Here is a 23887-nt window from a genome sequence, read left to right as displayed (position 1 = left end):
GCCCGGAGCCGGGGCGCTCAGAGCTTCTGCAGCGGGACCCCGCCGATGAGCATCAGCCGTACCGTGCCCGCGCTGCCGAAGTCGATCGTCACCGTGGCCCGGGCACCAGCGCCGTCGGACGAGATGACCGTGCCCAGCCCGTACTTGTCGTGGTTGACCCGGTCGCCCACGTCGAGGCTGATCGTCGCCTGGTTGAGCTTGCGCTCCGGCACCCGCCAGTCGCCCCGGTCGGTCGCGTTCGGGCGGCGGCCGAACCCGAACCGCCCCACCGGTGCCGACGGCCGCTGCGCCTCCTCGCGACGCCAGTCGACCAGCTCGGCCGGCACCTCGTCGAGGAACCGCGACGCCGGGTTCACGCTCGGCTGCCCGAACGCGGTGCGCACGATCGCCCGCGACAGGAACAGCCGCTGCTGCGCCCGCGTGATGCCGACGTAGGCCAGTCGCCGCTCCTCCGCCAGCTCCGCCGGATCGCCCAGCGCGCGCATGTGCGGGAAGACGCCGTCCTCCCAGCCGGTGAGGAACACGACCGGGAACTCCAGTCCCTTGGCCGTGTGCAGCGTCATCAGCGTGACTATGCCCGAGTCGTCGCCGGGGATGGAGTCGGCGTCGGCCACCAGCGCCACCCGCTCCAGGAACGCCGCAAGCGACCCGGGCGGTGGGGCGCCGACGTTCGTGTCGTCGGTGTCGAGGGCCAGCTCACCGGAGCCGATGACGGTGCCGTCGGGATCGGACGAGCCGCCGTCGAGCAGGTCGGCGACCGCCGCGTCGCCCGCGAACTCCCGCGCGACCGTGACCAGCTCCGCGAGGTTCTCCAGCCGGGAGCCGTCCTGCGGGTCGTCGCTGGCCTCCAGCTCCGTGACGTACCCGGTGCGGCCGTAGACAGCCTCCAGGATCTCGGCGGTGTCGTCGCCGCGGTCGACCAGCTCGCGCAGGTCGTCGAGCATCCGCTGGAACTCGGCGATGTTGCGCTGCGAGCGCGTGGCCAGCGCCGGGAGCTCCTCGGGCTGTTCGGCCGCGACCCGCAACGCCCGGGAGAACGACGTGCGGTGGCGCTCCGCGTACTCCGCAACCAGCGCCTCCGCCCGGTCGCCGATGCCGCGCTTGGGCACGTTGAGGATGCGCCGCAGGCTGACCGTGTCCTCGGGGTTGGACAGCACCCGCAGGTAGGCCAGCGCGTCGCGGATCTCGCGCCGCTCGTAGAACCGCACCCCGCCGACGACCTTGTACGGCAGCCCGACCCGCAGGAACACGTCCTCGAACACCCGCGACTGCGCGTTGGTGCGGTAGAAGACCGCCACGTCGCTGTTGCGGAAGTCCCCGGAGTCGACCAGCCGGTCGATCTCCGTCGCGACGAACGACGCCTCGTCGTGCTCGTTGTCGGCGACGTAGCCGACGACCTTCTCGCCGTCGCCCTGGTCGGACCACAGCCGCTTGTCGCGACGGTTCGCGTTGCGTGCGATCACGGAGTTGGCTGCCGACAGGATCGTCTGCGTCGAGCGGTAGTTCTGCTCCAGCAGGATCGTCCGCGCGTCGGGGAAGTCCTGCTCGAACTCGATGATGTTGCGGATGTTCGCGCCGCGGAACGCGTAGATCGACTGGTCGGAGTCGCCGACGACGCACAGCTCCGCCGGCTTCGCCCCCGCCGTCGCGGGCTCGACCAGCTGCCGGACCAGCTCGTACTGCGCCTTGTTGGTGTCCTGGTACTCGTCGACCAGCACGTGGCGGAACCGGCGCCGGTAGTACTCCGCGACGGCGGGCAGCCGCGACAGCAGCGACACCGTCTCCATGATCAGGTCGTCGAAGTCGAACGCGTTGGCCTGCCGCAGCCGCGACTGGTAGCCGACGTAGACCTCCGCGACCCGGCGCTCGAAGTCGTTGGTCGCGCGCTCGGTGGCGTCGTCGGCCGACAGCAGCTCGTTCTTCAGGTTCGAGATGTGCGCGGCCAGCCCGCGCGCGGCGAACTTCTTCGGGTCGAGCTCCAGGTCGCGCGCCACGATGCCGACGAGGCGGCGCGAGTCGTCCGCGTCGTACACCGAGAAGGCGCTGCGCACCCCCAGGTGCTTCGCCTCCCGGCGCAGGATGCGCACGCACATGGAGTGGAACGTCGACACCCACATGGCGTTGGCCCGACGGCCCACCAGCGCGTCGACCCGTTCCTTCATCTCGGCGGCGGCCTTGTTGGTGAAGGTGATCGACATGATCTCGCCCGGGTGCACCTGCCGCTCCGCGAGCAGCCACGCGATCCGGTGCGTGAGCACCCGCGTCTTGCCCGAGCCAGCACCCGCGACGATCAGCAGCGGCGACCCGGCATGGGTGACCGCCTCCACCTGCCGCGGGTTGAGCCCCTCGAGCAGCTTCTTCCCCCGCTCGGTGGCGGGGCGGGCGGGGTTGCTGGAAGGCAGTTCGAACAGCGCGCTCATCGTGTCGAACACGGTACCGGCGGGGTACGACGATGCGCGCCGCGGCGCCGGTGTGGATGCGCGCCTCCGCCGCGTGTGTGGATGCGCGCCTCCGCGCGTGTGTGGATGCGCGCCTCCGCGCGTGTGTGGCAGACTCGCCGACGTGTCGACGGCTCAGCGATTTTTCTACGGGTACCGGATTCCGGTTCCCGTCGCCGCCTGACGCGCTCAGCCCCGACGCCCCGGAGTCCACTGGACCCGGGGCGCCTGCATGTCACGGGCCGGTGGGCCGTACACAGGAGGAGACCATGTCCGTGACCACCGAGCAGCCCGCCCCGTCCGGGGACCCGTCCGTCGACGACCCCACGGCCGACGACGCCGCGAACATCGACGTTCTCCGCCGCGAGATCGACCGGCTCGACGCCGAGATCCTGCGGCTGGTCAAGGAGCGCACCGACGTCTCCCGGCGCATCGGTGCCGTCCGGATGGCGGGCGGCGGCCCGCGGATCGTCTACAGCCGCGAGATCCACGTCCTGGCCCGGTTCCGCGAGCTCGGCGAGGAGGGCCGCGAGCTGGCCATGCTCCTGCTGCGGCTCGGCCGGGGCCGGCTGGGCGGACGCTGACCCGCTCGCGGCCCCCGATCGGCCGGAGTCCCGTCCCCACCGGCGGATTCGGTGGCACAGTGGAGTCATGGGGACCGTCTTCGGCATCGTCGCTTTCGTCATCGCGCTGGTCGGCGTGCTCGCCGCGCTCGGCCACGTCGGCTACCTCGCGATGCTCAACAAGAGCGCCAAGGAGCGCGGCCTGTCCGGCGGCGCGACCTCCGACTACGTCAACAGCCGGTGGAAGGTCGCGGGCGGCACGGCGCTCGTCGCGCTGATCGGGCTGCTCTTCACCACGGGCGGCGTGGTGCCCGACATCATCGGCATCCTCCTCGCGGGCGGCGCCGGGATCGCGGCCAAGGGCGCGCTCGACGCGACGCGACGCGAGTTCCGCGGCCAGCTCCCGCGCTGACGCACCCGCACCGGCCGGGAACGCCGCGCCGGGTCGCACCCAGGGGCGGGGTCGATCCGGTCACCGGGTGACCGCTCCCCCGGCCGGGTGGTCTTACGGGGGACACGTCCGTTCGGCGCCGACACGACCTCCGTTCGGAGGCACCGCTCGGCGAAAGGTGATCCCCGCCACGGACGCCCTTGGACCGGACGGCCCCGCACCTGACGCTGCCTGCACCTTCGCCTCCGGAGCCACCGAAGCGGGCGATCGACTCCGGAGCGCTACCGACGTTCAACGGTCGGTCGTCATCGGTGAGTGGGACTCACACGTTCGGGGCGGCATCGATGAGCGGGCGAATGACACTTGGTGAACGTTCTGTGTGTCCGGTAAGTGTGGACGCTGCAAGTCATCACTCGAAGGGGGACGGCACACCGTGGTCGCGTTCGCTCAGCGTGGTCCATCTCGACGTGAAGCCGAGATCGTCACGGTCGCCGAACTCGTGCGGCGCAACGTTCCCGCACCTCGGGCAGCGTCCGATGTGGACGCGGACCGGCCCGCCGAGGCCGAGCCCGGCAGCCCCGTCCTGCCGGAGCCCGACTACGTCTCCGTCGGCAGCCTGATGCGCCGCGAGGGTCGCGCCCCGCACTCCTTCGACCGGCCACTCAAGCCCCGCGCCTCCCGCCTCGACGGCGCCGGCGACGCCGCCGAGCAGCGCGCCTCCGGCCGTCGGAGGATGACCGCGGCCGCGGCCGCCATGCTCACCATCGGCGGCGTCCTCGGCGCGGCCGTCTTCACCGACGCGGCCTCCAACTCCTCGGCCGCCCAGGACCAGCTCGACGGCAGCTTCCCCGGCCGCGGCGGAGCCGGCGACGGTTCCGGTGCGGCGCTGCCGTCATCCGGCAACGCGCTCGCGGCCGGCACCTCGGCCCCGACGTCGTGGATGAACGTCGCGTTCCCCTCGGCGCTGCCGCAGGCGGCCTCCGCCGGCCGTGGCGGTGCGGGCGGCGCCGGTACAGGCGGTGCGGGCGGCGTCGTCTACGGCTCCGGCGGCAGCGGCGGCACAGGTGGCGTCGCCGGCATCGGCGGCTCGGGCTCCGGCGGCAACAGCGCAGTCACCAACCCCGGCGGCGGGACAGGCGGCACGGGCGGCCAGATCCCGGCCGACCGCCAGTTGCCGCAACACTCGGACACCGCCGACCACACCGTCACCAGCGTGACCGAGCCGGTCGCCCGCGTCGTCCAGCAGGCCGGCAGGAACACGCCGCTCAGGCCCGTCACCGACGGCGCGAGCGGTGCGGTCGAGGGTCTCGGCAACGGCCTCGGCAAGACCCTCGGCTCGGCCGTGGGCACCGTCAACAAGGTGGCCGAGCCCGTCACCACGCCGGTCAACCAGGTCCTCGCCCCGGTCACCAAGCCGGTCAAGAAGCTCGCACCGCCGCTCGCGCCCGCGCTCGATCTGCTCACCCCGTCCAACCCGGCGCCGAGCAGCGGGCCGCAGCAGTCGGTCGTCGAGACCGTCGGCCGCGGCGTCAGCGACACCGCGGGCGGCCTCGTCGAGACCGCGGGCGGCACCGTCGGCGGGCTCGTCGGCGGCCTGACCGGCGCGCGCTGACCGTTCTTTTCCTCGACCTCGCCGGGTCCGACGCCGCGTCGGGCCCGGCGCAGTCGTCTCCGGGCCGGACGTGGCGTCAGACCAGGCGGCGGTCCGAGGCCCAGCGCGACAGCTCGTAGCGGTTGGACAGCTGCGTCTTGCGCAGGACGCTCGACACGTGCGTCTCCACCGTCTTCACCGAGATGAACAGCTCCCCCGCGATCTCCTTGTACGCGTAGCCGCGCGCGAGCAGCCGCAGGACGTCGCGTTCGCGGCGGGTGAGCAGGTCCAGCTCGGGGTCGCCGGGCGGGGCCGCGCCGGGGCGGTCGGAGAACACGTCGAGCACGAACCCGGCCAGCCGCGGCGAGAACACGGCGTCGCCACCGTGGACGCGGCGGACCGCGTCGGCGAGGTCGCGACCCGAGATCGTCTTGGTGACGTACCCGCGCGCCCCGGCCCGGATGACGGCGATGACGTCCTCGGCGGCGTCGGACACGCTCAACGCCAGGAACACGACGCCCGGGACCTCGGGCCGGACGCGGCGCAGCACCTCGGCGCCGCCACCGTCGGGCATGTGGACGTCGAGGAGCACGACGTCGGGGGTGTGGTGGCGGATCGCGGCGACGGCCTCGTCGACCGATCCGGCCTCGCCGACCACCTCGACGTCGGGGACGCCGCGGTCGAGCTCGGCGCGCACGCCCGCCCGAAAGAGGCCGTGGTCGTCGACGAGGAAGACGGTGATCGGCTTCTGCGTCTCGCCGCCGGTGCTGTCGGTGTCGGGCTGGTCGTCGGTCACGACGTGGCCTCCTGCTTGTCTTCCGTGTCGTGCTCGGTGCCGCGGTCGGGCGACACCGCGTCGCTGATCGTCATGGCCAGGTGCACCTCGGTGCCCTCGCCGGGGGTGCTGCGCAGCCGCACGCGGCCGCCGTGGCGGGCCATGCGGGCCTTGATCGAGTCGGCGAGGCCGTGCCGGTCGTCGGGGACGTCGTCGGGGACGAATCCCTTGCCACGGTCGCGGACGAAGACGTTGACCTCGTCGGGCTCGATCTCGACGTAGACGCTGATCTCGTCGACCCCGGCGTGCTTGGCCGCGTTGACCATCGCCTCGCGGGCGGCGAGGACGAGGGCACGCAGGTCTGCGTCGAGCGGCCGGTCGGCACCGACGAGGACGGGGCTGACGGTGAGCGCGTAGGTGTCCTCGACCTCGGCGGCAGCCTTGGTCAGCGACTCGGCGAGGCCCTCGTCGAGCGCCGGGGCCTTGACCCCGCCGCCGGTGCTGCCCCGGCCGTAGCCCTGCGGGCCGTAGAGCCAGTGTCGCAGCTCGCGTTCCTGGCCGCGGGCGAGCCGGGCGACCTCGCGGGGGTCGTCGGACTGGCGCTGGATCAGTGCGAGGGTCTGGAGCACGGAGTCGTGCAGGTGGGCGGCGATCTCGGCGCGCTCGGCCTCGACGATGCGCTGGCGGCGCTCTTCGCCGAGGTCGCGGGCCAGCCGCAGCCACCACGGGACGGTGAGCACACCGACGCCGACGATCGTCGCGATCACGGCGAGCAGACCGAACTGCACCTGCCCGAGGTTGATGTTCCCGATCAGGAACACCGCGATGCCCAGGGCCACGAACAGTGCCCCGGCGACGATGCGGATCAGCGCGGTGCGCCCGCCTCCCGCCGCACCGGTGACGCCCGAGCGGGCGCCGGCGGCCCAGCGGCGGCGCTGCGCCTCGTCGGCCTCCCGCCACACGACGGCCGCGCCGAGGGCGGCGACGCCGAGCGGGCCGACGATCCAGCCGATGACGGAGTTGCCCAGCAGCGCGGCGACCAGTCCGATGCCGGCACCGAGCACGACGAGGCCGATGGCCTGCTGACGTTCGCGGCGCGGCACCGTGCGGTCGGTGTCGGCGCTCTCCTGGCGCACGAACATCCACAGCAGCGCATAGCCGACGACGCCCGCGCCGTTGATGGCGGCGAGTACGACGAACGCGGCGCGCACCCACAGGACGTCGATCCCGAGGTGGTCGGCCACACCGCCGGCGACACCGGCGACGAGCCGTCCGGACCGGCGGCGTTCGAGCGGGCCGCGCGTGGGCACGGGCGGCTCCGGGGCCACCGCGGTGGGCGTCCCGGGACGCGACGCGCCCGGGGCTCCGCTGGTTGCTGCCGGCTGACTCACGCCACCATGGTCACACGCAGGACGTCCCCGGGGCATCGGGGACGACCTCCGGGTGACCTCAGGGTCGTCCCGGATGGGCGCGCGCCCGCCACGCGGGAGGCTGGTGCCCATGATGGAGGGGGAACAGCGATGAGCACGGATGTGCAGTCGACGTTGCGGGAGATGTGGGAGACGCGCCCCGCGCGGCCTCGCCACGACCGCAAGGTCGCGGGGGTGGCGGCGGCGATCGCCCGTCGTTACGACATCGACCCGGTGCTGGTGCGGGTGGGCTTCGTGGTGGCGGCGATCTACGGGATCGGCGCCGCGCTGTACATCGCGGGCTGGGTCCTGCTCCCGGAGGCCGACGAGAACGACCCGACCGACGGCGCCGAGTCGGCGGCGAAGCCGGGGAAGCGGCCGCATCCGGGTCTGCTGATCGCGCTGGTGGTGGCGGCGGTCGTCGGCACGGGCGCGATCTTCGGTCACGACGGCGGGATCATCTGGCCGGCGATCATCGCGCTGGGCCTGCTGTTCCTGCTGCACCGGGCCCGCGGCAGCCGCGGTGTCCCCGGCCCGGGTCGTGCCCCGCAGGCGGGCGTCGCCGCGCCGGCGGGTGCGCCGACGGTGAACCTGCGCAAGGACGTCGACGGGGACACGACGCAGCACGAGACGACCGAGCTGGACCCGGTGACGGGTGAGCCGAAGCCGACGCCGCCGTCGTGGGACCCGCTGGGCGCCGCGCCGTTCGCGTGGGACCTGCCCGAGCCGTCGCCGCAGCCCGAGCCGGAGCCGCCTGCGCCGCGCCGCCGTCCGCCGGTCACGGCGGTCACGCTGGCCACCGCGCTCGTCGTCGGCGGGGTGCTGGGGGCGCTGATGCTCGGCGGGGTCGGGCTGATGCCGCTGCCGACGCTCCTCGCGATCGTGCTGGGCATCCTGGGCGTGGGCCTGGTGGTGGGTGCGTTCCTGCGCGCCGGCCGCGGGATCATCCCGTTCGCGCTGATCATGTGCCTGCTGACGTGGGGGGCGATGCACGTGCCGACCGACTCGCTGCGCGGCGGCGTCGGGAACACCGAGGTGCAGCCGGTGTCGGTCGGGCTGGTCGCCCCGACCTACGAGCGGGCCGCCGGCAACATCGGCATCGACCTGCGGCAGCTCGACCTCTCGCTCCCGGCGGGCGGCGACGGGGCGGCGCTGGTGCCGCTGGAGACGTCGGCCGACGTCGGCATGGGCAACCTCGAGGTGTGGGTCCCGCCGAACGCCGACGTCACCGTGTTCGGCTCGGCCGGGCTCGGCCACGTCCAGTTCGGCGACCGGGTGAGCGAGGGCAGCGACGCGAAGATCGACGTGGTCGACGACCTGGGTGCCGACGGCATCCGCTCCGGCACGCCGATCGTCCTGCACCTGCACGCGGGCCTGGGCAACGTGGAGGTGCACCGTGGCTGACAAGACCTCGCCGGCGACCCGGCGGTTCCCCGACCTGTTCGCCCTGCTCGTCGGGCTGATCAGCCTCGGCGTCGCGGGGGCGGTCCTCAGCGGGCACGACCCGCTGCGGGCCGGGTTCGACCTGCGGTGGCTGCTCGCGGGGGCGGCGGTCCTGTTCGGGCTGCTGATGCTGATCGGCAGCTTGCGCCGCAACGGCTCGTAGACCGCGGCGGCGCGGGGGAGGCGCCGCCTGCCGAAGGCCGCCCGTTGGGGGACGGACGGCCCTGTGAGTGGCGATAGTCGCTATGGCGACTATCGCCACTCACGACGTTCTGGGTAGTCCCGCGGCCTCGAGGATCTCCGGGACGCCGCGCTCGTCGCCCACCACCATCACGTGCACGCCCGCCACACCGGGCAGTTCGCGCAGCTCACGCAAGGTCTCGACGCACGCCGCGACCCCCTCGGCCGCCACCTTGTCCGCCGGGACACCGCGCAACCGCCGCTCCAGCGCCTCCGGGATCACGACCCCCGGGATGGACGACAGGAACTCCAGCGCCCGCAGCGACCGGATCGGGCCCACCCCGGCGAGCACACCACAGCGGGTGTCGAGGCCCAGGTCGCGGACCTGACCCAGCCAACCGCCGAACGCCGCGATGTCGAACACGAACTGCGTCTGCACGAACTGGGCGCCACCCTCGACCTTCTGCGCGAACCGGTCGGCCGACGGCCCGGGACTGTCGACGGCACCCAGCAGGTAGCGCGGCGCCGGGTCGACGGTCCGCTCCGACAGCAGCGTCCCGTCGTCGCGCAGGGTACGCGCGGCCGACATCAGCGCGGCGGAGTCGAGGTCGAACACCGCGGCCGCGTCGGGATGATCCCCCTGCTCGGGCCGGTCCCCCGTCATCAGCACCAGGTTCGGCACCCCGAGCGCCGACGCCGACAGCAGGTCCGACTGCAGCGCGATCCGGTTGCGGTCGCGGCACGTCATCTGCATGACGGGGTCGACGCCCTCGCCCAGCAGCGCGAGGCTGCCCGCGAGGCTCGACATGCGGACGTTCGCGCCCGCGTTGTCGGTGACGTTGACGGCGTCGACCCAGCCGCGCAGGTGCTCGGCCGCGCGGCGGACGGGCGCGAGATCGGCCCCGCGCGGGGGCGCGATCTCGGCGGTGACGGCGAACCGCCCGGTTCGCAACGCGTCCGCGAGCCGGCCGGGGAGCTCGCGCGGCAGCGCCGTAAGGGAGGTCACGGGTCGGTTCCTACTCCCACTCGATCGTGCCCGGCGGCTTGCTCGTCACGTCGAGGACGACGCGGTTGACCTCGGCCACCTCGTTGGTGATGCGGGTGGAGATGCGTTCGAGGACGTCGTAGGGCAGGCGCGTCCAGTCGGCCGTCATCGCGTCCTCCGACGACACCGGCCGCAGCACGACCGGATGCCCGTAGGTGCGGCCGTCGCCCTGGACGCCGACACTGCGCACGTCGGCCAGCAGCACGACCGGGCACTGCCAGATCGCCTTGTCCAGGCCCGCGGCGGTGAGCTCCTCGCGGGCGATCGCGTCGGCGGCCCGCAACGTCTCCAGCCGGTCGAACGTGACCTCGCCGATGATGCGGATGCCCAGCCCGGGCCCGGGGAACGGCTGGCGTCCGACGATCGTCTCCGGCAGGCCCAGCTCGGCGCCGACCTTGCGAACCTCGTCCTTGAACAGTGTGCGCAGCGGCTCGACCAGCGCGAACTCGATGTCGTCGGGAAGCCCGCCGACGTTGTGGTGGCTCTTGATCGTCGCCGTGCCCTTGCCGCCACCGGACTCGACGACGTCGGGGTAGAGCGTGCCCTGCACCAGGAACCCCACGTGCTCGGCGGCCGCGACCTCCGACGTCGCCGCCTCGAACACCCGGATGAACTCCCGGCCGATGATCTTGCGCTTCGTCTCGGGCTCGCTGACCCCGGCGAGCGCGTCGAGGAACCGGTCGGCCGCGTCGACGGTGTGCAGCTTCGCGCCGGTGGCCGCGACGAAGTCGCGCTCCACCTGCTCACGCTCGCCGCTGCGCAACAGCCCGTGGTCGACGAACACGCACGTCAGCCGGTCGCCGATCGCACGCTGCACCAGCGCCGCGGCCACCGCGGAGTCGACACCGCCGGAGAGCCCGCACACCGCGTGCCCGTCGCCGACCTGGGCGCGGATCGCGGCCACCGAGTCGTCGATGATCGACGACGTCGTCCAGCTCGGCGCGAGCCCCGCGACCTCGTGCAGGAACCGCCGCAGCACCTCCTGGCCGTGCGGGCTGTGCCCCACCTCGGGGTGGTACTGCACACCGGCCAGGCGCCGCTCCCTGTCCTCGAACGCCGCGACCGCGACCCGGTCCGACGACGCCGTGACCGTGAACCCCTCCGGCGCGCGCACCACCGAGTCGCCGTGGCTCATCCACACCGGGTGCTTCGCGGGCAGCCCGTCGTGCAGGGAACCGGCCGTCGACGTCAGGCACAGCTCGGTGCGCCCGTACTCGCGGGTGCCGTCCGGCGCCACCTCGCCGCCCAGCGCCTTCGCCATCGCCTGGAAGCCGTAGCAGAGCCCGAGCACCGGGATTCCCGACGTGAACAGCGCCGGGTCGATCTCCGGCGCGCCCTCGGCGTACACGCTCGACGGGCCACCGGACAGGATCAGCGCCACGGGCTTGCGGGCGACGATCTCGGCGACCGGGGTGTCGGACGGGACGATCTCGGAGTACACCTGCGCCTCACGCACCCGGCGGGCGATGAGCTGGGCGTACTGGGCCCCGTAGTCGACGACGAGGACGGTCGGCTGCTGCACCCCCCGAGGATAGTTCGTGCCCCCGGACACCCCGGCGGCGGAGACCTACGGTGTGACCGCGACGGCGCGACCGCGAGTGAGCCGATCCGGTGCGTACGGCGACGTATCCGTCGCTCCACGCCCCGGATCAGGTTTGCCTGCCCGCGTCCCTTGCCGAGACGTCCGCGGCCAGGGCGCCGGCGCAGCACTCCCGTGACGTGCGACTTCGTCGCTCAGCCGCGGACGGTCAGGCCGGCCTTCTGGAACTCCTTGAGGTCGGAGTAACCGGTCTTGGCCATGGCGCGGCGCAGCGCGCTGAAGAGCGCGACGTCGCCGTAGGGGCTGTCCGACGGGCCGAACAGGACCTGCTCCAACGTCCGGTCGCCGGTGTCCTGCACGGTGATCTCCGAGCGCGGCAGGGCGGGGTGGGCGGCCGAGGAGGTCCAGTACAGGCCCCCGGCGGGCGACTCCGAGGACGCGGCGAGCTGCTCGCCGAGCATGACGGCGTCGGCACCGCAGGCGATGGCCTTGGCCATGTCGCCGGAGCCGGCCATGCCGCCGTCGGCGATGACGTGGACGTAGCGGCCGCCGGTCTCGTCGAGGTAGTCGCGGCGGGCGGCGGCGGCGTCGACGATCGCGGTGGCCATGGGCACGCCGATGCCGAGGACGGCGTCGGTGGTGGTGCCGGTGGATTCGCCGTAGCCGACGATGACGCCCGCGGCGCCGGTGCGCATGAGATGCATGGCGGTGCGGTAGTCGCCGACGCCACCGGCGACGACGGGCACGTCGAGGCCCATGATGAACTCGCCGAGGTTGAGCGGCTCGCCCTGGGATACGTGCTCGGCGGAGATGATCGTGCCCTGCACGACGAGGATCTCGACACCGGCGGCCAGCAGCGTCGGGGTGATCTCGCGGGCGCGTTGGGGGCTGACCCGGACGGCGACGGTCACGCCGGCCTCGCGGACGGTCTTGAGCGCCTCGGCGAGCAGGTCGGGCTGGATCGGGGCGGCGTGCAACTCCTGCAGCAACCGGATGGCGGCGGACTCGTCGCCGGTGTCGGCGGCGTCGAGGACGCGTTCGAGGGCGGCGTCGGCGTCGCCGTGCCGGGCCCACAGCCCTTCCGCGTTGAGTACCGGCAGGCCGCCGAGCTGTCCGATCCGCACGGCGCTGGCGGGCGAGACGACGGCGTCGGTGGGATGGGTCATCAGCGGGATCTCGAAGCGGTACGCGTCGAGCTGCCAGCCGAGCGTGACCTCCTTCGAGCTCCGTGTCCGCCGCGACGGAACGATCTCGATCTGCTGCAGGTCGTAGCTGCGACGGGCCGTCCGGCCCATCCCGATCTCAACGAGGTCACGCACGGGTGACAAGCGTAGATGGCTACTTGGAGGCGTAGTTGGGCGCCTCGACGGTCATGGTGATGTCGTGGGGGTGGCTCTCCTTGAGACCGGCCGCCGTGATGCGCACCAGCTGGGCCTGCTGCAGCTCGGGGATGGTCTGCGCGCCCGCGTAGCCCATGCCCGACCGCAGTCCGCCGACGAGCTGGTGCACGACCTGCGACAGCGGCCCGCGGAACGGGATGCGGCCCTCGATGCCCTCGGGGACGAGCTTGTCCTCGCTGAGCACGTCGTCCTGGGCATAGCGGTCCTTGGAGTAGGACTTCGCCGTGCCGCGGGACTGCATCGCGCCCAGCGAGCCCATGCCGCGGTAGGTCTTGTACTGCTTGCCGCCGACGAGGATCAGCTGCCCCGGCGACTCGGCGGTGCCCGCGAGCAGGCTGCCGAGCATGACGCTGGAGGCGCCGGCGGCGATGGCCTTGGCGATGTCGCCGGAGTACTGGATGCCGCCGTCGCCGATCACCGGGACGCCCGCGGCGGCACAGGCCTGCGCCGCCTCGTAGATGGCTGTGATCTGGGGGGCTCCGACACCGGCGACGACGCGCGTCGTGCAGATGGAGCCCGGCCCGACGCCGACCTTCACCGCGTCGGCGCCGGCCTCGACGAGCGCCTGCGCGCCCGCCCGGGTGGCGACGTTGCCGCCGACGACGTCGACGTTGTCGCCCACCTCCGCGCGCAGCTTCGCGACCGTCTCGAGGACCCGCTTGGAGTGGCCGTGGGCGGTGTCGACCATCAGCACGTCGACACCGGCCTCGACGAGCACCATCGCGCGGCCGTAGGCGTCGTCGCCGACACCGACGGCCGCGGCGACGACGAGCCGGCCGTCGGGGTCCTTGGTGGCGAGCGGGTACTTCTCGGTCTTGTTGAAGTCCTTGATGGTGATGAGGCCGCGCAGGATGCCGTCGCCGTCGATGATCGGCAGCTTCTCCAGCTTGTGCCGGCGCAGCAGGCCGAGCGCGGCCTCCGCGGTGACGCCGACGCGCGCGGTGACCAGCGGCGCGGGCGTCATCACCTCGTGGACGGGCCGGCTGTGGTCCATCTCGAACCGCATGTCGCGGTTGGTGATGATGCCGACGAGCTTGCCGTCGGCGTCGGCGACCGGGACGCCGGAGATGCGGTACTTGGCGCAGAGGGCGTCGACCTCGGCGAGCGTGGCGTCGGGCGAGCAGGTGACCGGGTCGGTGACCATGCCGGCCTCCGAGCGCTTCACCACCTCGACCTGCGCGGCCTGCTCGTCGGCGGACAGGTTGCGGTGCAGCACGCCCAGCCCGCCGGCGCGGGCCATCGCGATGGCCATGCGGGACTCGGTCACGGTGTCCATCGGCGAGGACACGACGGGCACCTGGATACGGACGCGTCGCGTCACCTGGGTGCTGGTGTCGGCAGCGCTCGGGACGACGTCGGACTCCGCGGGGAGCAGCAGCACGTCGTCGAACGTGAGACCCAGCATCGCGAACTTCGGCGGCAGTCCGGTGGTCTCAATGGTCATCGCAGGCTTTCAGCCCCTCACCGGTCAGCACGTGTGCGGACGGCCCGGGCGCCGCCCTCACCCCATCGTATCCGGGTCGCCGGGCGGGGCCGAACCGACGAGTCGTGCGGCACACCCGGCACCGGGCGCACCTGCGGGGATTGCTCCGTCCGGACACGCGGCGGGTGCCGGCGGGATACGGTGTCGAGCGTGTCGGCCGACGCGATGCCTCCGGACCCCTTCGCGGGGGATCCCCACGATCCCGCGCTGTCCCTCGACGACGCCGCACACCTCGACGAGCTGAGCAGCTCCGAGCGCGAGGAGGTCGTGGCCGACCTCGCCGATCTCGCCGTCTACCAGGCGCTGCTGGAGTGCCGCGGGGTGCGTGGCATCGTCGTCGACTGCGGCGACTGCGGTGAGCAGCACTTCCACGAGTGGCGCCTCCTGCGGGCCAGTCTGCAGCAGCTGCTCGACGAGGGTCAGATGCGCCCGCACGAGCCCGCGTTCGATCCCGACCCGGCCGACTACGTGACGTGGGAGTACTGCCGCGGCTACGCGGACGCCACGATCAGCGACGGCTGAGACCTCCGACACGACGAAGGCCCCACCGCGGTGGGGCCTTCGTCGTCGCTGGGTCAGCTGGGCTGCGGCACCGGGGTGGGGTCGGACGTGCTGGTCGAGCCCAGCCCGGATGTCGTCGACGACGGGTCGGGCCGGCCCTCCGACGTCGGCTTCGGCGTGCCCGACGGCGACTGGGTCGTCGTGGGCGCCGCCGTGGTCGACGGCGGCTGCGTCGAGGTCGTCGGCGGCGCCGACGGTGTCGACGTCACCGAGCCACCGGGGGTGGGCGGCGCGGTGGGCGTGCTCGGCGTACCGGGGATCGACGGCGGCGCGGGCGGCGGCGTGCCGTCGCGCAGCGGCGCCTCCGGGTCGGCCTTCTGCCCGGCCGGCGTCTCCTGCAGCTTCATGGTCAGGAACCGCTGGTTGGCCTGCAGGACGGGCGCGCCGTCCTCCGGGTGCACCTTGGCCATGAGCTGCTCGACGGCGGTGAGCTGCTGCGCCGCGCCGCTGGTGTCGCCGGAGGAGAGCGACTCCTTGACCGCGGCGATGCCGGCCTGCGCGTCGACCGCCGCCTGCCGCGACTGCGCGGTTTCGGTGTAGAGGACCTCTGTGACGCCGAACAGCGCGTCGCCGGGCTGGGCGCCGTGCGCCCCGATCGACACACCGGTGACGGCGACGACGATCAGTGCGGCCGCGCCCACGAGCGGGACGAGGTGGCGGGCCTTCTTGCCGGGCCGTCTGCTCCGGCGCATCGGCGTGACGGTCGCACCGTCGGCGGGGTCGCCGGCCGGGCCCTGGGGCCCGGTGGCCTCGACGTCGGCCTGCACGACGGGGAACACCGTGGTGTCGACGTCGACCGGGCCGCCGGTGACGGCCATGATCGTCGCGAGCGCGGTGTCGGTGTCGACGAGCTCGGGGATCGGGTCGGCGTCGACCTCGGCCTTCCAGGCGGCGAGCATCGCGGCGATCCGGTCGTCCTCACCGTCCTCCCCGCCGCCGCCGTAGCCGCGGGCCAGGGCGTCGATGAGGGCGTCGTCGGACTGCACGGCCATCAGGTCGGGCGCGTCCTCGGCGCCTGCCGGCGGCGTGACGGCGGGCTGCGGGACACGGGGGGGCAGCGACCGGCCCGTCGCGGGGCCGCCGGTGCCGTTGACGTGCCGCCCGTTGCTGTACCCGCCGTTGCCGTGCGACCCGTCGGGGTGGGAGCCGTTGACCGGCCGGTCGGCCGCGGAGTGCCGCCGGCCGCCCTGGTCGGGCGGCTGCGACGGGCCCTGCGGATCCTGGGCGCGCGGACCGGGCTCGAACGGGACGCCGTTGCGGGGTGCGCCGTTGTTGGGGACCCCGTCGAGGGGGAAGCCGTTCGGGGGTGCGCTGTCGGGACGGCGGTGACGGCCGCGGCGGGGGGCCTCCTCGGGACCGCCGGGTTCACGATCGCTCATCTCTAGACCACCTCCTCCTCGGGCATCGACTTGCGCAATCGGGCGAGTGCGCGGTGCTGGGCGACGCGGACGGCGCCGGGTGTGGAGCCGACGGCCTCCGCCGTCTCCTCCGCCGAGAGTCCGACGACGACCCTCAGCACGAGGATCTCGCGTTGCTTCTCGGGTAGTACCTCGAGCAGGCGCGCCATCTCCCCGGACAGCTCGACGCGAAGTGCGCGCTGCTCGGGACCGTCCGCGACCTCGACGGCGTCGGGGACGTCGGCGACGGGTTCGGAACGGTTGCGGGTGGCGGCCCGGTGGGCGTCGATCACCTTGTGTGAAGCGATGCCGTACACGAATGCGAGGAAGGGGCGCCCCTGGACCCGGTAGCCGGGCAAGGCCGTCAGCACGGCCAGACACACCTCCTGCGCGACGTCGTCCGCCGAGACGGACGATCGGTCCACCCGGCCCAGCCGCGCCCGGCAGTAGCGCACGACCAGCGGCCGGATGATGGCCAGCACACGTTCGACGGCCCGCCGGTCACCTGCCATCGCAGATGCCACGAGTTCGTCGAGAACGTCTGTCGGTTCACTCATCGCAGGCCGTGCTCCGGGTGTTACGCAACATGGTCGACATCATCCGTTCGGTGAGGACGACTACGGAGAGTGTCGTAATGAGTCCTCGACAACGGACACGGTAGCGAAGCCCGGGCCCGTACCGCGGGCAAGGCCTCGATCGAGGGAACGAGTGACGACGCCGGGAGGTCACGCCGCCGAGTGGCGCAATCCTCTCGCGTGGTCCGGCCGTTCGGACCTGGAGGGTTGGGCCGGACAGACCTGCCGACAGGGCCGCGGACACGATCCGGGCCACCTACGGGGTGGGAGTGGCGGCCGCGGCGGGCGCTCTTCGTGGGCGGCAGGAGCTGGTGCGGCAGGAGCGCGACGGAGCGCGACCGCAGCGGCCGCACCCGATCGGTGGGGCGCGGCGGCGGAGCCGGGGAGGTCGTCACCCGGGCGGGGGTCGCGGCGCGGGCCACGACCGGGGCCGCCGGAGAACCCGGCGACCCGTGGGGAGCAAGGGGACGGCCCGTGCGCCGGATCGAGCCCTCTGGGGCGGGAACTCGAGCCGACCGGAACGTCCGGAGCGGACAGGGGCGGCGTGGGGCGCCGCCGGGCGTCCGTCGTGGTCGCGCGTCGGCCTCGGGGTCCGACGCGGGGACCGGGGTGCCCGGCAAGGGGGAGCCGGGCGACCGCCTCTCGGCGGACGGACGTCAGGACACCAGGCCGCGACGGAAGCCGTGCGCGACGGCCTGGGCGCGGTCGCGGACACCGAGCTTGCGGAACAGCCGCCGCGCGTGGGTCTTGACCGTGTCCTCGGACAGGTAGAGCTCGCGCCCGATCTGGCCGTTGCTCTTGCCCTGGCTCATCCCGCGGAGCACCTGCAGCTCGCGCTCGGTGAGCTGGACGCCCGGGTCGGCCGGCGTACGCGGCGTGGGGACCGCGGTGCTGGCCAGCGTGTGGGCGAGAGCGGCGACGAGCTCCGGCCGGGACGCGTCCCAGCGGAGATAGCCGCGTGCTCCGCCCGCGATGGCCGCGGCGATGCTGCCCGCGTCGTCAGGGGCGCCGAAGACGATCACGTTGGCCTGCGGGTGCGCCGCGACGAGTCGTCGCGTCGCCTCCACACCGGTGGGGACCGCACGCTGGGTCCCGACCAGGACGACGTCCACCGGCTGCCGGGAGAACCGGGCCAGCAACTCGTCGCCATGAGCCACACAGTCGATCCGGTGCACCCCCGGCACCGCGGACATCACGCGGGTGAGACCTTCGCGGACGCTGCGACGATCGTCGCAGATGAGTACCGTCGTCACGACGATTCCTTCCTGCAGCTTCCTGCAGCCGGGTGATGTGTCACCCTCCGCATCGGCGGGTGACAGCCTCACCTTGACACGATCAGGGCGAGTTTGTGCCCTCCATTCGAGCGCGTTTCGCCGAGTGGCACTCGTCATGTGGGTGACGAACGTCCGAACGGAGTAATTACATTACCCGGCGCCACCCCGGAACCCACGCCGACTCCCCCATCAGGCGCCTGCCGATCGGGTCCGATCGGGAGTAGAGGACGCTGAGCGTTCGCGCAGCGGCGTGTCGTCGGCGTGGCGCGTCGCTCACCGTGTCATTCGGCGCATCGGAGGACCGATTCACGTGTCGGTCGTTTGCGTTCCCAGCATGATCGACGACGTCGGACGGTCGTCGGTGCGAGGCGGGCGGCAGGGCCGATCGGGTGGCCCTCCCGGACGGGTACCGCCGACGTACCGGTGGCCGCACAGGGCCGTCCGGGGGACGGCAGGCAACCTCGGCGTCCGTCGCGAGTCCCAGCGCATCCGCCCAGTTGCGAGCGGGCGTGACCCCCGCAGCGGCCATGGCCGCCGCGGCCTCGGCGACGCCCGGACGGTCCGCCAGATCGGCCGCCGCGAGGGCCGCGGGCCAGTGCAGCGGGAGCAGCCCGAGGCGTAGTGCGGCGGCCGCGAGGGCATCCAGTTCGAGGAGGGCTTCCGGGGCGGTGTCGGGTCTGGCGGCCGCGCGCGACACGCCGGCCACGATCGCCGACTTCACCCGGTGCCGCGACGAACGGCTCCGAGCGGCGCGTGCGACGGCGGCGTCGGCTGCACGGGACGCGGCGGGAGCGTCGCCGCCGAGCAGCGCGAGCTCGGCGGCGACCCAGCCGATGCGGATCGCGGACCGCCCGGCTCCGGCCGGGTCGTCCACCGCGTCGCCCACCGGGTCGTCCGCCGGGTCGTCCGCCGGGTCGTCCACCGCCTCGGCCGCCGCCTCGGCCGCCGCCTCGGCCGCCGCGCAGGCGTCGACGGCCCGGGCCAGCAGGGCACGGGCTCCGCGCAGGTCACCGGCGCCGAGCGCGTCGGCGGCGAGGCCGGTGAGGGCATCCGCGCGGGCCACCTCGGCAGCGGGCGCGCCCACCTCGACAGCCGGCTCACCCAGCACGGCAGCCGGCTCGCCCAGGACGGCAGCCGGCTCACCCAGCACGGTCGTCGCGAGCCGCAGCCCCAGCGCGTCGAACCGGCGTGCCGCGGCGTGCCCGCCGAGCTGGCGGAGGTGCGAGCCCAGTGTCACCGCCGCGTGGGCGACGACGGGCCGCGGCGCCGCCGGGTCGTGGATCAGGCCGCGCAGCAGCGTGGCGGCGCGCGCGTAGTGTCCCTGTCCGCCGAGGGCGACGGCGGCGGTCCAGCGGTCGGCGGCGGTCGCGTCGGGTGGCACGGCGACGACGCGGCCGGGCACGGCACCGAACGCCGCATCCCGGTAGGACCGGGTCAGCCTGCCACGACCCTGGTCAGCACGTCGGCGGCCTGGGCGAGGGACGTGAGGCGGGTCGTCGCGGACGGCAGCGCGACGCCGTCCCAGCCGGTGCCGCCGACGAACACGCGGTGACGCGGCCGCGTCCGTGGCAGGGATTCGACGACCTCCGGGTCGCCGGACCCGGCCATCTGCGACCACAGCACGAGCGCGGCGGGGGCGACGCGGCGGACCGCGTCGACGAGCGCCACCGCGGGCAGGTCGGCGCCGAGCGGCCGGCACGGCAGCCCACGCTCGGCCAGCACCGCCGAGAGCACGTTCAGGGGCAGGACGTGCAGCTCCCCGGGCATCGCGGCGAGCAGCACGGGCCGCAGGCCGGTGTCGACCGGCGCGCCGACGGAATGGGCGTTGTAGACGCTGGTGACGCAGTCGCTGACGAGGTGCTCGATCTCGACGCCGCGGCCGTTGGACTCCCAGCGTTCGGCGACGGCGACCAGGACGGGCCGGGCGACGTCGTCCCAGGTCACGACGAGGCCGTCGGCGGCCACGGATTCGGCGAGGACTCCCCGCACGGCCTGGGCGTCCATGGCGAACGCGGCGCGGGCGAGCCCGCGGGCGCCGGGTCCGGCGTCGGACAGGCGGAGCAGCCGCCCGCCGCGGCGCGGTGCCGGGGCGTCGAGGACGGCTGTCGCGACGGCAGGGTCGGCGGCGTGGTGTGTCGCGGGGCCTGCGGCGAGGGCGATGGGAGTCGGCGCAGTCGCGCGCGCGGCGAGTGCCAGCCGCGCCGCTTCCGCGGGCCCGGCGCCATGGGTCAGGGCGCGCTGCATGATCTCGAGCCGTGCGAGGTCGCCCGCGGTGTAGCGGCGGTGGCGGCCGGGGACGTGACCGGTGGGTTCGAGCCCGTAGCGGCGGGCCCAGGTGCGCAGGGTGGCGGGCGCGACGCCGAGGCGGCGGGCGACGGCGGCGACCGGGAGCGAGAGCGCGATCGGCGCGGCGGTGTCCGGGTCCCCCTCCACGGCGGTCATCGTGCGTCCCGACCGTCCGGCGGTCAAGCCGGAAACATGTGCCGATACTCTTGTTGAACCGGGTTTGGCGCGATTTACTGCGGGTATCTCGGCATCGACGACATCGTTCGAGCAGACAAGGCTGGTGAGGGTCGTGGCAGACACCCGACGACTTCCGGTCCCCGTGTCGGAAACCTGGGACTGGCAGATGCGCGGCGCCTGCCGCGGCATGGACAGCGCGTTCTTCTTCCATCCCGAGGGCGAGCGCGGCCCGGCCAAGGTCAACCGGGAGGCGCAGGCCAAGGCCGTGTGCCGCACGTGCCCGGTCGTCGAGGAGTGCCGCCGGCACGCCCTGGCCGTGCACGAGCCCTACGGCGTGTGGGGTGGGCTCTCGGAGGCCGACCGCCTCGAGGTGCTCCAGGCCCGCGAGCGTCGGCTGCGGCAGCCGCGGGACGCGACGGTCCGGCGGTAAGGGCCCCGGCAACGCCACGAGGGCGGGTGCGAACACGAGGTTCGCACCCGCCCTCGGCGGTGCTGCTGAGCTACGGGACGGTCAGTGCCCGTGGCCGTGGCCGTGGCCACCCGCGGGGGCGGGCGCCGGCGGCTCCGGCTTGTCGACGACGGCGCTCTCGGTCGTGAGGACCATGCGCGCGATCGACGCGGCGTTGACGACCGCGGAGCGGGTCACCTTCACCGGGTCGATGACACCGTCGGCCAGCAGGTCGGAGTAGGTGAGCGTCGCGGCGTTGAAGCCGTGGCCCCACTCCTGGTCGGCGACCTTGGAGGTCACGACCGCGCCCTCGAGACCACCGTTGGCGGCGATCCAGTAGAGCGGCGCCGACAGCGCGCGGCGCACGATCGCGACACCGGTCGCCTCGTCGCCGGTGAGGCCGATGCCGTCCTCGAGGGCCTTGGCGGCCTGCACGAGCGCGGAACCGCCGCCGGGGACGACGCCCTCCTCGACCGCGGCCCGGGTCGCCGACACCGCGTCCTCGATGCGGTGCTTGCGCTCCTTGAGCTCGGTCTCGGTGGCCGCGCCGACCTTGATGACGGCGACGCCGCCGGACAGCTTGGCCAGCCGCTCCTGCAGCTTCTCGCGGTCCCAGTCGGAGTCCGCGGCCTCGATCTCGGCCTTGATCTGCGCGATCCGGCCCTCGACGGCGTCCTTGGTGCCCCCACCCTCGACGAGGGTGGTGGCGTCCTTGGTGACGACCGCGCGACGGACCTTGCCCAGCACGTCGAGACCGGAGTCGGACAGCTTGAGGCCGATCTCGGCGTTGATGACCGTGCCGCCCGTGGCGATGGCGAGGTCGTCCATGAACGCCTTGCGGCGGTCGCCGAAGAACGGCGACTTGACCGCGGTGACGCGGACGGTCTTGCGGATCGAGTTGACGACCAGCGTGGACAGCGCCTCGCCCTCGACGTCCTCGGCCACGATCAGCAGGGGCTTGCCGTCGGCCAGGACCTTCTCCAGCAGCGGGAGCAGGTCGGCGATCGCGCTGATCTTCTCGCGGTGCAGCAGGACGTAGGCGTCCTCCAGCACGGCCTCCATCGACTCGGGGTCGGTGACGAAGTACGGCGAGAGGTAGCCCTTGTCGAACTGCAGACCCTCGGTGATCTCCAGCTCCGTCGCCATCGTCGATCCCTCTTCGATGGTGACGACGCCGTCGGCGCCGACCTTGCCGAACGCCTGGGCGATCAGCTGGCCGATCGTCTCCTCGCGCGAGGCGATCGTGCCGACCTGCGCGATGTGCTCGTCGCCGTTGACCTGGATGGCCTTGTCCTTGAGGAACTCGGCGACCTTCTCGGCGGCCGCGGCGATGCCCCGGCCCAGTGCCGTCGGGTTCGCACCGGCGGCGACGTTGCGCAGGCCCTCGCGGACCAGCGCCTGCGCCAGCACGGTGGCGGTGGTGGTGCCGTCACCCGCGACGTCGTTCGTCTTGGTGGCGACGGTCTTGGCGAGCTGGGCGCCGAGGTTCTCGTACGGGTCCTCGAGGTCGACCTCGCGGGCGATCGTGACGCCGTCGTTGGTGACGGTCGGGCCGCCGAACTTCTTGTCGATCACCACGTGCCGGCCGCGCGGGCCCAGGGTGACCTTGACCGCGTCGGCCAGCTGGTTCACCCCACGCTCGAGCGCACGGCGCGTGTCTTCGTCGAAGCTGATCTGCTTCGGCATCTTCGCCTCTCTCGAATTCTTGTGCGGCGCCCCGCCACACACCACCGCCCCGGCGACCGGTCAGTGGTCGACGGTCGGCCGGGGCGGTGGATGCGGCCGGAGATCAGCCGGGTGGTGTCAGTTGACGACCGCGAGGACGTCGCGCGCGGAGAGGATCAGGTACTCCTCGCCGTTGTACTTGACCTCGGTGCCGCCGTACTTCGAATAGATGACGACGTCGCCCACGGCCACGTCGAGCGGCACACGGTTGCCGTTGTCGTCGATGCGACCCGGGCCCACGGCCAGGACCTTGCCCTCCTGGGGCTTCTCCTTGGCGGTGTCGGGGATCACGATGCCCGAGGCGGTGGTGGTCTCGGCCTCGCTGGCCTGGACGACGATCTTGTCCTCGAGCGGCTTGATGTTCGCCACTGGATGACCTCCCCTTCCATGGGGTACGAACTCGAATTCTGACTCTGGCAAGTGTCGAGCGATCGGGAGCCCCGCCGTCGCGGGTGCCGGGGCGGCCCGTTCGCTCTGTGCTCTGGCACTCTACCCATGAGACTGCCAACCGCTCAACGTCGGGAGGACGACCGTGTCGCAGGAAGGCCCCGCGCCGCGTCCCGCGGGCCGGCCGAGGGGGTCCCGGCCGGCCTCGACGGCGACGGGTGTGGCCGCGCTCGTCGCGTCGTTGCTGGTCCTGGGTTCGGCACTCACCGTCTACCTGCTGCGCGACGATCTGCTCCACCGCGAGGTCGTCGGCGTTGCGCAGGCGGCGGGCCCGGCCGCGGGCGGGCCCGGGCCCGGTCCGGGCAGCACCGTGCCCACGACGTCGTCGGGCTCGCTCACCGCGGGCGACCCCGCCGAGGCGCTGCAGCGGCAGGTCGGCACCGACCGCATCCGTGCGGAGAGCCTGGTCGGGCAGTGGGTGCCGCAGCTGGGGTCGAAGGCGCCGGGACTCGTCGTCAACGGGCGGACGTTCGACGAGGCGTCGATCCTCGCCGACTTCACCGTGTCGCGGTCGCGGTTCCCGCAGGCGATCCTGGTCCGCTCCGACGACTACACGAGCTTCCGCCGCGGCGGGTTCTGGGTGACGCTCGCCGGGCAGCCGTTCGCGACCGCGCAGGAGGCCAACGCGTGGTGCGACCAGCAGAACCTGCTGCGCGACGACTGTTTCGCGAAACGCCTGTCGCACACGGAAGGCCCGGAGGGCAACAGCCTGGCCCGGTGATCGGCGTCGTACGTTGGG

At 73.4% G+C, this 23887-nt stretch carries 22 protein-coding genes; 8 read left to right on the top strand and 14 right to left on the bottom strand.

The window, feature by feature from the left end; translation table 11 throughout:
• Positions 1 to 17: 17 nt before the first annotated feature.
• Positions 18 to 2420: a UvrD-helicase domain-containing protein gene (locus PSU4_RS08840; protein WP_147104747.1), complete on the bottom strand. Its 2403-nt coding sequence runs from the start codon at positions 2418 to 2420 to the stop codon at positions 18 to 20.
• A 287-nt stretch (positions 2421 to 2707) separates the two neighbouring features.
• Here PSU4_RS08840 and PSU4_RS08835 point away from each other — a divergent pair, with 287 nt between their 5' ends.
• From PSU4_RS08835 to PSU4_RS08825, 3 genes are all read left to right on the top strand, one after another.
• On the top strand, positions 2708 to 3022 hold the full coding sequence (locus tag PSU4_RS08835) for a chorismate mutase (RefSeq protein ID WP_186816822.1): 315 nt from the start codon (positions 2708 to 2710) through the stop codon (positions 3020 to 3022).
• A 67-nt stretch (positions 3023 to 3089) separates the two neighbouring features.
• Entirely contained in the window at positions 3090 to 3413 is a 324-nt protein-coding gene (locus tag PSU4_RS08830; protein WP_147104744.1) for a hypothetical protein, read from the top strand.
• Between the two features lie 517 nt (positions 3414 to 3930).
• Positions 3931 to 5004, top strand: a complete 1074-nt coding sequence (locus tag PSU4_RS08825; RefSeq protein ID WP_147104741.1) for a hypothetical protein — start codon at positions 3931 to 3933, stop codon at positions 5002 to 5004.
• 76 nt (positions 5005 to 5080) lie between these two features.
• Here the strand turns inward: PSU4_RS08825 and PSU4_RS08820 are convergent, their stop codons facing one another.
• Positions 5081 to 5779 (bottom strand): response regulator, encoded by a 699-nt coding sequence (locus tag PSU4_RS08820; RefSeq protein WP_147104738.1) that lies wholly within the window; start codon positions 5777 to 5779, stop codon positions 5081 to 5083.
• Positions 5776 to 7185 (bottom strand): ATP-binding protein, encoded by a 1410-nt coding sequence (locus tag PSU4_RS08815; protein ID WP_246115006.1) that lies wholly within the window; start codon positions 7183 to 7185, stop codon positions 5776 to 5778. The genes PSU4_RS08820 and PSU4_RS08815 overlap by 4 nt, the downstream gene beginning before the upstream one ends.
• A gap of 93 nt (positions 7186 to 7278) precedes the next feature.
• Here PSU4_RS08815 and PSU4_RS08810 point away from each other — a divergent pair, with 93 nt between their 5' ends.
• Together PSU4_RS08810 and PSU4_RS08805 are read left to right on the top strand one after the other, a co-directional pair.
• Positions 7279 to 8571 (top strand): PspC domain-containing protein, encoded by a 1293-nt coding sequence (locus PSU4_RS08810; RefSeq protein ID WP_186816821.1) that lies wholly within the window; start codon positions 7279 to 7281, stop codon positions 8569 to 8571.
• On the top strand, positions 8564 to 8773 hold the full coding sequence (locus tag PSU4_RS08805; protein ID WP_147104733.1) for a hypothetical protein: 210 nt from the start codon (positions 8564 to 8566) through the stop codon (positions 8771 to 8773). Before PSU4_RS08810 ends, PSU4_RS08805 begins: the two co-directional genes overlap by 8 nt.
• A gap of 99 nt (positions 8774 to 8872) precedes the next feature.
• Here the strand turns inward: PSU4_RS08805 and PSU4_RS08800 are convergent, their stop codons facing one another.
• The 4 genes from PSU4_RS08800 to guaB all read right to left on the bottom strand — a co-directional run bounded on the left by PSU4_RS08800 (position 8873) and on the right by guaB (position 14219).
• Positions 8873 to 9796, bottom strand: coding sequence for a methylenetetrahydrofolate reductase (locus PSU4_RS08800; protein ID WP_147104730.1), 924 nt, complete (start codon positions 9794 to 9796; stop codon positions 8873 to 8875).
• Between the two features lie 10 nt (positions 9797 to 9806).
• On the bottom strand, positions 9807 to 11357 hold the full coding sequence (gene guaA, locus PSU4_RS08795) for a glutamine-hydrolyzing GMP synthase (RefSeq protein WP_147104727.1): 1551 nt from the start codon (positions 11355 to 11357) through the stop codon (positions 9807 to 9809).
• A 212-nt stretch (positions 11358 to 11569) separates the two neighbouring features.
• Positions 11570 to 12694, bottom strand: a complete 1125-nt coding sequence (locus tag PSU4_RS08790; RefSeq protein ID WP_147104725.1) for a GuaB3 family IMP dehydrogenase-related protein — start codon at positions 12692 to 12694, stop codon at positions 11570 to 11572.
• A gap of 19 nt (positions 12695 to 12713) precedes the next feature.
• A complete protein-coding gene (guaB, locus tag PSU4_RS08785) occupies positions 12714 to 14219 on the bottom strand; it encodes an IMP dehydrogenase (protein WP_147104722.1) in 1506 nt (501 codons plus the stop codon).
• A 204-nt stretch (positions 14220 to 14423) separates the two neighbouring features.
• Between guaB and PSU4_RS08780 the strand changes: the two genes are divergently transcribed.
• Positions 14424 to 14780: a DUF5319 domain-containing protein gene (locus PSU4_RS08780; protein WP_147104829.1), complete on the top strand. Its 357-nt coding sequence runs from the start codon at positions 14424 to 14426 to the stop codon at positions 14778 to 14780.
• A 53-nt stretch (positions 14781 to 14833) separates the two neighbouring features.
• On the opposite strand, the gene PSU4_RS08775 is transcribed toward PSU4_RS08780, so the two are convergent.
• The 5 genes from PSU4_RS08775 to PSU4_RS08755 all read right to left on the bottom strand — a co-directional run bounded on the left by PSU4_RS08775 (position 14834) and on the right by PSU4_RS08755 (position 20507).
• The gene (locus tag PSU4_RS08775) at positions 14834 to 16198 is read right to left on the bottom strand and encodes an anti-sigma-D factor RsdA (protein WP_147104719.1); all 1365 of its coding nucleotides are present in this window, start codon (positions 16196 to 16198) and stop codon (positions 14834 to 14836) included.
• A 2-nt stretch (positions 16199 to 16200) separates the two neighbouring features.
• Positions 16201 to 16773, bottom strand: a complete 573-nt coding sequence (locus PSU4_RS08770) for a sigma-70 family RNA polymerase sigma factor (RefSeq protein ID WP_147104717.1) — start codon at positions 16771 to 16773, stop codon at positions 16201 to 16203.
• Positions 16774 to 17447: 674 nt separating this feature from the next.
• Positions 17448 to 18044 carry a response regulator transcription factor gene (locus PSU4_RS08765; protein WP_013677394.1) on the bottom strand — a complete coding sequence of 199 codons (597 nt, stop codon included), beginning with the start codon at positions 18042 to 18044 and terminating at the stop codon, positions 17448 to 17450.
• Positions 18045 to 18210: 166 nt separating this feature from the next.
• Positions 18211 to 19467, bottom strand: coding sequence for a hypothetical protein (locus PSU4_RS08760; RefSeq protein WP_147104714.1), 1257 nt, complete (start codon positions 19465 to 19467; stop codon positions 18211 to 18213).
• Positions 19468 to 19499: 32 nt separating this feature from the next.
• The gene (locus tag PSU4_RS08755) at positions 19500 to 20507 is read right to left on the bottom strand and encodes a MerR family transcriptional regulator (protein WP_186816820.1); all 1008 of its coding nucleotides are present in this window, start codon (positions 20505 to 20507) and stop codon (positions 19500 to 19502) included.
• Positions 20508 to 20640: 133 nt separating this feature from the next.
• On the opposite strand from PSU4_RS08755, the gene PSU4_RS08750 reads away from it, so the two are divergent.
• Positions 20641 to 20958 (top strand): WhiB family transcriptional regulator, encoded by a 318-nt coding sequence (locus tag PSU4_RS08750; RefSeq protein WP_147104710.1) that lies wholly within the window; start codon positions 20641 to 20643, stop codon positions 20956 to 20958.
• 81 nt (positions 20959 to 21039) lie between these two features.
• On the opposite strand, the gene groL is transcribed toward PSU4_RS08750, so the two are convergent.
• Both groL and groES read right to left on the bottom strand, forming a co-directional pair.
• Entirely contained in the window at positions 21040 to 22662 is a 1623-nt protein-coding gene (gene groL, locus PSU4_RS08745; RefSeq protein ID WP_147104707.1) for a chaperonin GroEL, read from the bottom strand.
• Positions 22663 to 22779: 117 nt separating this feature from the next.
• Positions 22780 to 23070, bottom strand: coding sequence for a co-chaperone GroES (gene groES, locus PSU4_RS08740; RefSeq protein WP_013677399.1), 291 nt, complete (start codon positions 23068 to 23070; stop codon positions 22780 to 22782).
• Between the two features lie 238 nt (positions 23071 to 23308).
• Here groES and PSU4_RS08735 point away from each other — a divergent pair, with 238 nt between their 5' ends.
• Positions 23309 to 23869 (top strand): zinc ribbon domain-containing protein, encoded by a 561-nt coding sequence (locus PSU4_RS08735; protein ID WP_147104704.1) that lies wholly within the window; start codon positions 23309 to 23311, stop codon positions 23867 to 23869.
• The last annotated feature ends 18 nt before the right edge of the window (positions 23870 to 23887 follow it).

The sequence above is a fragment of the Pseudonocardia sulfidoxydans NBRC 16205 genome, assembly GCF_007989085.1.
Taxonomy (GTDB): Bacteria; Actinomycetota; Actinomycetes; order Mycobacteriales; family Pseudonocardiaceae; genus Pseudonocardia; species Pseudonocardia sulfidoxydans.
This window is presented reverse-complemented; position numbering and strand designations above follow the sequence as displayed.

What these genes read in the sequence shown, in the direction of transcription:
- PSU4_RS08840 (WP_147104747.1), bottom strand. Translation starts at nt 2,420, where the DNA reads ATGAGCGCGCTGTTCGAACTGCCTTCCAGCAACCCCGCCCGCCCCGCC.
- PSU4_RS08770 (WP_147104717.1), bottom strand. Translation starts at nt 16,773, where the DNA reads ATGAGTGAACCGACAGACGTTCTCGACGAACTCGTGGCATCTGCGATG.
- groL (WP_147104707.1), bottom strand. Translation starts at nt 22,662, where the DNA reads ATGCCGAAGCAGATCAGCTTCGACGAAGACACGCGCCGTGCGCTCGAG.
- PSU4_RS08830 (WP_147104744.1), top strand. Translation starts at nt 3,090, where the DNA reads ATGGGGACCGTCTTCGGCATCGTCGCTTTCGTCATCGCGCTGGTCGGC.
- PSU4_RS08835 (WP_186816822.1), top strand. Translation starts at nt 2,708, where the DNA reads ATGTCCGTGACCACCGAGCAGCCCGCCCCGTCCGGGGACCCGTCCGTC.
- PSU4_RS08755 (WP_186816820.1), bottom strand. Translation starts at nt 20,507, where the DNA reads ATGACCGCCGTGGAGGGGGACCCGGACACCGCCGCGCCGATCGCGCTC.
- PSU4_RS08815 (WP_246115006.1), bottom strand. Translation starts at nt 7,185, where the DNA reads ATGCCCCGGGGACGTCCTGCGTGTGACCATGGTGGCGTGAGTCAGCCG.
- guaB (WP_147104722.1), bottom strand. Translation starts at nt 14,219, where the DNA reads ATGACCATTGAGACCACCGGACTGCCGCCGAAGTTCGCGATGCTGGGT.
- PSU4_RS08810 (WP_186816821.1), top strand. Translation starts at nt 7,279, where the DNA reads ATGAGCACGGATGTGCAGTCGACGTTGCGGGAGATGTGGGAGACGCGC.
- PSU4_RS08775 (WP_147104719.1), bottom strand. Translation starts at nt 16,198, where the DNA reads ATGAGCGATCGTGAACCCGGCGGTCCCGAGGAGGCCCCCCGCCGCGGC.
- PSU4_RS08780 (WP_147104829.1), top strand. Translation starts at nt 14,424, where the DNA reads ATGCCTCCGGACCCCTTCGCGGGGGATCCCCACGATCCCGCGCTGTCC.